Source organism: Clostridium sp. (assembly GCF_040797585.1).
In the GTDB taxonomy this organism is placed as follows: domain Bacteria; phylum Bacillota; class Clostridia; order Clostridiales; family Clostridiaceae; genus Clostridium_Z.
On the sequence record NZ_JBFNEO010000123.1, the window covers coordinates 1 to 8,312 of the forward strand.

Here is an 8,312-nt window from a genome sequence, read left to right on the forward strand (position 1 = left end):
CTTAAACAAGTTTTATAGATATGTACCCAAGGCTATTTGGGGAATTTACGCCTTCAGAGTGTTATATCAAATGTTATTAGCTAAGGCGAGAACAGACACGTTGAAGAAGGAATGATCTCAATATGGGTATATTTGTCCATATTTTGAGTAGCAGGGGATTTTAATGAAGGTACTTCACATAACCACTAATGTATTTCCTCAATCAGCCTGTTATAGACTACATAAGTCTTTACTTAAGGAAGGGGTAGATTCAAAGATTTTAGTTGTAGAGGAGTTCTTTAATCTACCTAAGGTTATTCCTTATATAGATACCTTTAATAAAAAACTTCTATGGAAGATAAAAAAGAAGATAGACGATAGGGTAAAATCCTCCTTTGAGAGTACCACCATATTTTCCCTTGGACATAGGGGAATGAATATTTTTAAACATCCTTTAGTTAAAGAGGCAGAGGTGATTCACCTTCATTGGATAAATGATAGCTTTATGAGTATTCACTCCTTAGAGAAGTTTAAGTCCATGGGTAAGAAGGTCGTTTGGACATGCCACGATAGCTGGCCCTTTACTGGAGGATGTCATGTAAGGTATGAATGTAAAGGCTATATAGAAGGGTGTAGTAATTGTCATTTAGTTAATAATAAGGGAAAGAAATACGCAAGGGAACTATTCCGTATTAAAGAGGAGATATTTAAGGATTATAATATAAAACTTATAGCTCCAAGTAGATGGACAAAAACATCCATAGAAGAATCTAAGGTGTTTAAGGGAAAACAGGTTTTTAAGATACATAATACCCTAGATTTAAATACCTTTAAACCAGAGGATAAACTTAGAGCAAAGGAGTCTTTTGGTATAGATAAGGAAGACTTAGTCTTAACCTTTGGAGCTGTAAATAGCACTACTACTAAGTATAAAGGATATGAGTATCTTTTAGAGAGTCTAAGGATGTTTTTAGAGGATAACAAGGAATTAAAGGAAAAGATACACCTACTTATCTTCGGTAGTGATAATGAGAAAAGGGTAAAAAAATTAGGGATTAAATATACTTTTACAGGTTTCTTAAAGGAAGAGTTAAAGCTTGATATGGTATATAATGCTAGTGATTTATTCTTAGTTCCATCCCTGGAGGATAGTCTAAACTACACTGTTATGGAGGCTCTAAGCTGTGAAGTACCAGTGATAGCCTTTGAGACAGGGGGAATACCTGATTTAGTAAAACATAAGGAGAATGGATATTTAGCTAAGTTTAAGGATAGCTATGACTTTTCTAGAGGAATTAAATGGTGTATAGAGAATAATGTGGATAATGCTCTTGGGAAGGCTGGAAGGATTCATGTAGAGAAGAGTTGTAATATGAATCTAATAGCAGAGAAGCATATAGAGGTTTATCTGATGGCTAGCAGCTGTAACACTCCATCCTCTTAAAAGGTGGGGAGTAACAGTTACTACAGTATATATTATATGGAGGTGATTTCAGTGGAGAAAAATAGCAAAATATATGTGGCAGGACATAGAGGGCTAGTAGGCTCTTCAATTTATAGAATTCTTGAAGAGAAAGGATTCACTAATATAGTAAAAAGGACTCATAAGGAATTAGATTTAACAGATTATACAGAGGTGGATAAGTTTTTTAAGGAAGAGAATATAGAATATGTTTTTCTAGCGGCGGCAAAGGTAGGAGGAATCCTTGCTAATAATACCTATCCAGCAGATTTTATAATGGAGAATCTTTTAATAGAGTGTAATGTTATAAAGGCAGCTCATAAATATAAGGTGAAAAAGCTTATGTTCCTTGGAAGCTCTTGTATATATCCTAAAAATGCCCCTCAGCCTATAAAGGAGGAGTATCTTTTATCAGGATATTTAGAGCCAACCAATGAAGCCTACGCTTTAGCTAAGATTTCAGGACTTAAGATGTGTGAGTATTATAACAGGCAGTATGGTACTAATTTTATAAGTGTTATGCCTACTAATCTTTATGGACCTAATGATAATTTTAATTTAGAAACTTCTCATGTTATGCCAGCTCTTATTAGAAAATTCCACGAGGCAAAGGTTTCCAGTAGGCCCTATGTAGAGATATGGGGAAGTGGAGCACCTCTTCGTGAATTTTTATATGTAGATGATATGGCAGATGCATGCCTATATTTAATGGAGAATTATAAGGGAAATGATTTCTTTAATATTGGTACAGGAGAGGATATATCTATTAAGGACTTAGCAATGCTTATTAAAGAAATTGTAGGCTACAGGGGAGAACTTAAATTTGATTCTTCAAAGCCAGATGGCACAATGAGAAAGCTTTTAGATGTTTCAAGGCTAAGGGAGGCAGGATGGAAACATAAGGTAGACCTAAGAGAGGGCATAGATAAAGCTTATAATTGGTACTTAGAAAATGAAGAAAAACTTAGATAAAAAGGGGAGAACATTTTGGAAAAACCATTAGTTTCAGTAATTATTCCTTGTTACAATTCAGAGAAATACATAAAGGAAACCTTAGATAGTATATTAAATCAAAGCTATCCTAATATAGAAATCATAGTTATGGATGGATTATCTAAGGATGGAACTTTGAATATATTAAGAGACTATGAGGATAAAATAACCCTGGTTTCAGAAAAAGATAAGGGACAAACTAATGCCATAAATAAGGGATTTAAAATGGCTAAGGGAGAGTTTATAGGATGGATAGGATCTGATGATATACTTCTTCCCCACGATATAGATATGGTGGTAAATGAATTCTTAAAGGATTCTAAACTAGCTTTAGTTTATGGAGACATTCAGGTTATTAATGAGGAGTCAAAGGTTATAGGAAGGTATTCCATGCCTAATATAACAAGGGAGGCTCTTCTTCATAAGAACCCATCAGTGGTTCAGCCAGGGTCATTTTTTAGAAAAACTCATTTAGATATATGTGGTCCTTTAAATGAGGATTTGGTATGTGTTATGGATTATGATATCTGGCTTAGGATCTTAGAGGTGGGAGAAATAAAATACATACCTACCTATTTAGCTCAATTTAGACTTCATGATGATTCTAAGACTGTATCTATATTGAGTCAGTTTAATAAAGAGATAATAAAGATTGCAGGTAAGAATGGAATTAAGTGGTATGAAACAGTGCCCCTAAGGTGCAGATGGGAGATCTTTAAAGGTAATATTAAAACCTTAATAGGGAGGGGGAAGAGTTGAAAAAACTTATTAGGAGCTTTTTCAAGGGAGTAGAGTTTTTTAAAGAGGATATTCTTCTACTACTTCCTTTTTCCCTAGGTATAATACTTACTGGCAATGAAAAAATCATATATATATGGTTTGCCCTAATTATGGCTAAGGAAGGGTATAAAGTATTTAAAGGAAAGACATCTTTAGAGGAGATGCTGTTTACCCTTACCTTATATAGCTATATAGTAGCAGGTAACTATACACCTATGGTATTTACAGGGTTTTTACTTATATATTATTTATATAAGATATTTAAAGGGCATAGACATGTAAGTTTTAGCAAAAAAGAAAAATGGATAATCTTAGCCGTAGCAATATATATGGTGTTTGGAGTTTTATATAATAAAGTACCACTGATTAATGTACTTTTATATTTAATGTACAATTTTACATTTATAGCTATGGCTTTTATAGTTGTTAAATGTAAACCTTATGAACATGGTAGAACCTTGACTAAGGTGATGAATACTATGGTTATAGCACAAATGCTACATCTTATAATCTATATTCCTTTAAGGATGGATGTGATTATACTTCATAGGATAGGGGATTGGGCTATAGGCACATTGGGAACAAGTCAAGGTCCTATGCTGTTTAATCTATTTATATTTTCCTTTATAAGATTCTTTGTTATGTATAAGGAAAGTAGAAGTAAAAACCTTATAGTATGGATGGGGCTTATGTTTATTTTCTCACTGCTTACAGTGTCCACAGCCTTAACCATGTTATTTATAGGAACCCTTATACTATATGGAATTATATTCTCTCCTAGGAGACTAAAGGTAGTGGTGTTAACTTCAGTAATAGCTTTTGCTGCTATATTTTATATAGCTTCCCCTTCATGGATAAGATATCAAGTAAATAGCACTTTATTTGATCCAGCTTTCAGAAGGGATAATATAAAAAAATTAGCGTATTATGAAGATACTTTTATAACAGCACCCAAGAAATACCATTCTTTTGCCCTATTTGGTGGGGGAATAGGAAGTTATTCCTCAAGGGCAGCATTGACTTCTAGTGGATATTACGCATCTTGGTATAATAAGTTAAACTTACCTATATATAATGGAAAATACATGAGGAAGTATGTAAAGCCAAGACTTTATTTAAGATATGGATTATCAGTAGTGGATCAACCTACCTCTCAATATATAGCCATAATGGGAGAGCTAGGCTATATAGGGATATTTGTCGTCTTGGCACTAATTTTGACGAATTTTGTAAGAAGTGACAATAATAAATTGACTATACTATATTTTTCAATTATATTAATAATAGATAATTGGGTAGAATATCCTAAAATCTCAGTTTTATTTTTCGTAACATATTATTTAATTGAGAGTTATTGTTTAAACAAGGAATCCAAAACAAAGAGGTTAGATTGAAATCTAGAAAAATTTTAGTCAAAACGATTATAATGATGGTTAAAATTTTATCATGAAGTGAAATTCCTCATAGTAATATGATAGAGTGAAACGTAATTTAGCTGGAGTTTTACTCCAGCTGAATTTTAGCTTGAATGAGTTTAGTGGCTTTATAATTCCTATATTTAACTTTAATAAGTATAAGGTATTAGAATTATTAGTCATCACATAAAGGGTAGGGGGTTACCCTTTTGCAGTTTCATAGAGGTGTAAAAATGAGTAAAAAAATTTATTTTATAAATTGGCATAATGGATTAAATATATTAAACGGTCCTACTAATATATTTAATTCATTGGTTAAGGAAATTAGAGAAGAAGATAATATAGAGGTTATATCTCCTGAAAAGTTTCAAGGGAACTTTAGAAAGGCTATACTATATCTTCTTAAAACTTTAAGACATGGGGAAGAGAATATATATTGTGTAAATACTGACGGGTTAAAAATGTCTTATATAGTACATTTTCTATCTAAGTTTAATAAAAGACATAAGTACTATATGATAGTTCATGGTTTTAGAAAGCTTGAGGATAGGTTTGTGGGCCTAGATATGAAAAATTACTATAGACTTGAGGACTATATACTTAGAAACTTTCAAAATTTAATATGTGTATCGGAGTTTTCAAAATCCATAATTTTAGAGCACACTAAAAGGAAGAAACCATCCTTTGTAATACACCATGGGGTGGACGTTATTGAAAACTACAATATTAAAGAAGAAAAGGATATACATAATGAAATAAGACTTATAATGAGCGGTGGAGTAAAAAAGCTAAAGGGAGCACTGGAGGCAGTTAATTTAGTCACTGTGTTAAATGAGAAAAATAAGCCTTATAAGATCACTTTAGATGTTTACGGGAAATTCGATGATGATATATTTTTTAATGGATTTCAGAATGCCATAGAAGGTAATGACTTCGTAAAATATAGAGGGTGTATAGATAAGAATGAGTTATATGAGGCTTATAAAAAGTCCCATTTTCTCTTAGCACTATCTTATTTAGACTCCTTCAATATGACTGTAGTTGAAGCCATGGCAAATGGAACCGTTCCTATACTTACAGATAATGTAGGAGCCTGTGAGTTTATAGGAGATAAGAAAGATGGATTTATTGTAACCCTAGACAACTATTATAAAAAAGTAGAAGAAATTTTAGACCTTGCTTTTTATAATAAAGAAAAATATTTTGATGTTGCACAAAAGGCCTATGACAAATCTAAGGGAATAACTTGGAGACATAAATTAGAGGAATACCTAAAGCTTTTAAATTAATTAGAACTAAAAATTCTAAGTAAAGCTTTAGGATTTAATTAATGGAAAAGTTTTTTAATAAGTGTTAAAGATTTTAAGTGAAAACTAAGTAAGCTAAAGATTTTAAGTTAAGACTGAGGACTCTAATAGGCAAAGCTAAAGATTGTGAGGGATGATGTATTATGGGAATAGTGAGTAAAGTATTTGGAAGCTATAGTGAAAGAGAATTAAAAAAAGTATATAAAATCGTAGATAAAATAGAAGCTTTAGATGATAAGATGTCAGCCTTAGGTGATGAAGAGTTAAAAAATAAGACTGAGGAGTTTAAAAGTAGACTAAATAATGGAGAAACTCTAGATGATATATTAGTAGAGGCTTTTGCAGTTCTTAGGGAGGCATCCTTTAGAGTGCTTAAAAAGAAGCATTACAGGGTGCAGCTAGTAGGAGGAGTAGTTCTTCATCAAGGAAGAATTGCAGAGATGAAAACAGGAGAGGGTAAAACATTAGTGGCAACTCTTCCAGCTTATTTAAATGCCTTAGGAGGTAATGGAGTACATGTTATAACTGTAAATGATTACCTGGCTCAAAGGGATAAGGAAGAAATGGGAAGGGTTTATGAATTCTTAGGTCTTACTACAGGAGTGATTATACAAAACATGGACCCAATATATAGGAGAGAATCCTATAATTGTGATATAACCTATGGAACTAACTCAGAGTTTGGTTTTGATTACCTAAGAGATAACATGGTAAGTAATTTAGAAGAAAAGGTTCAAAGAAAGCTTAATTATTGTGTTATAGATGAAGTGGATTCCATCCTTATAGATGAGGCAAGAACTCCTCTTATAATCTCAGGAGGAACAGGGGAATATAATGAATTCTATAAATTAGCAGATTATTTTGCAAAAACCTTAAAGAAGGACGAGGACTTTACCATAGATCATAAGGCAAAGGCTGTGCTTTTAAATGAAGAGGGTATAGGAAAGGCAGAGAACTTCTTTAATATAGAAGACTTTATGGACCTTGAAAACCTTCATATACAGCATTACGTTGTACAAGCCTTAAAGGCAAATTACACCATGGAAAGAGAAGTAGATTACATTGTAAAGGACAATAAGATATATATAGTAGATGAATTTACAGGAAGAATAATGGATGGAAGAAGATTCTCTGAGGGACTTCACTCTGCCATAGAGGCAAAGGAAGGGGTTAAGATTGAAGGAGATAATAAAACTTTAGCAACCATAACCTATCAGAATTTCTTTAGAATATATAAAAAACTTGCAGGTATGACTGGAACGGCAAAAACAGAGGAATATGAATTCAGAGAAATCTATGCCTTAGACGTTATAGTAATACCTACTAATAAGGATATAAAGAGGATAGATAATAAGGACCTTATATATAAGGATGAGTATGAAAAGTTTAAGGCTGTGGCTGATGACATTGAAAATACTCATAAAACAGGTCAACCAGTTTTAGTTGGAACTGTATCCATAGAAAAGTCAGAGATACTATCTTTTATGCTAAAAAGAAGGGGAATATCTCACCAAGTCTTAAATGCAAAGCACCATGAGAGAGAGGCTGAGATTGTAGCTAAGGCAGGAGAAAAAGGAATGGTTACAATTGCTACCAATATGGCAGGTAGAGGAACGGATATCCTCCTTGGAGATGGGGTTAAAGAACTTGGAGGACTTAAGGTTATAGGAACGGAAAGACATGAGTCAAGAAGAATTGATAATCAGTTAAGAGGACGTTCAGGCCGTCAAGGAGATGTTGGGGAATCAAGATTCTATGTATCCTTTGAAGATGAACTTATAAATGTACATGCATCTGAAAAGTTCAAGAAGATAATAGAGAAGACAAACCTTAAAGAAGGGGAACCAATAGAGGAAGAATGGGCTCTAAAGGCAGTAGAAAATGCTCAGAAGAATGTAGAGTCAAACAGTTTTGATATAAGAAAGAATCTTATACAGTATGATGACGTTATAAGTAAACAAAGGGAAGTAATCTATGGAGAAAGAGATAAGGTTTTATCTAGTGAGAGCTTAAAAGAAGAAGTGGACTCTATGATAGAAGAAATTATAGTAGATTATGTAGAGGCATCTTTAACTTCTCCAGGAAGAAATAAGAGATATTTAGAATCAGAACTTATGAAACTTATAGATGACCTTAAGAAAATCACTCCTTTAGAGGAAGAAGACACGGAAGTTTTAAGAGAAGTAAAGTTTATGAAAAATAAAAAAGAAATAATCACTTTCCTTAAAGAAGAATATATAAAACACTATGAGAAAAAATTAGAATACCTAGAAGACGGGATTAAAGACATTGAAAAGGAGATAATCCTTAAAGCTGTAGATGATAACTGGGTAGAGCATCTTGAGAAAATGGATCACTTAAAACAATATATAGGAC

General features: G+C 32.7%; 6 protein-coding genes. All 6 read left to right on the top strand.

Going from position 1 to position 8,312, the window contains the following annotated elements:
- Positions 1–163 precede the first annotated feature (163 nt).
- Positions 164–1,423 carry a glycosyltransferase gene (locus tag AB2369_RS08810; RefSeq protein ID WP_367666111.1) on the top strand — a complete coding sequence of 420 codons (1,260 nt, stop codon included), beginning with the start codon at positions 164–166 and terminating at the stop codon, positions 1,421–1,423.
- 51 nt (positions 1,424–1,474) lie between these two features.
- Entirely contained in the window at positions 1,475–2,413 is a 939-nt protein-coding gene (locus AB2369_RS08815; protein ID WP_367666112.1) for a GDP-L-fucose synthase family protein, read from the top strand.
- A gap of 15 nt (positions 2,414–2,428) precedes the next feature.
- Complete coding sequence (locus AB2369_RS08820; RefSeq protein WP_367666113.1) at positions 2,429–3,193, top strand: glycosyltransferase family 2 protein; 765 nt, start codon at positions 2,429–2,431, stop codon at positions 3,191–3,193.
- A complete protein-coding gene (locus AB2369_RS08825) occupies positions 3,190–4,608 on the top strand; it encodes a hypothetical protein (RefSeq protein ID WP_367666114.1) in 1,419 nt (472 codons plus the stop codon). Before AB2369_RS08820 ends, AB2369_RS08825 begins: the two co-directional genes overlap by 4 nt.
- Before the next feature lie 254 nt (positions 4,609–4,862).
- Positions 4,863–5,918 carry a glycosyltransferase family 4 protein gene (locus tag AB2369_RS08830; protein WP_367666115.1) on the top strand — a complete coding sequence of 352 codons (1,056 nt, stop codon included), beginning with the start codon at positions 4,863–4,865 and terminating at the stop codon, positions 5,916–5,918.
- 161 nt (positions 5,919–6,079) lie between these two features.
- On the top strand, positions 6,080–8,312 hold a 2,233-nt coding region (secA, locus tag AB2369_RS08835; protein WP_367666116.1), incomplete at its 3' end, for a preprotein translocase subunit SecA.

Bases quoted from the DNA above. Each gene is read 5' to 3' on its own strand.
- AB2369_RS08810 (WP_367666111.1), top strand. From the start codon at position 164: ATGAAGGTACTTCACATAACCACTAATGTATTTCCTCAATCAGCCTGT.
- AB2369_RS08830 (WP_367666115.1), top strand. From the start codon at position 4,863: ATGAGTAAAAAAATTTATTTTATAAATTGGCATAATGGATTAAATATA.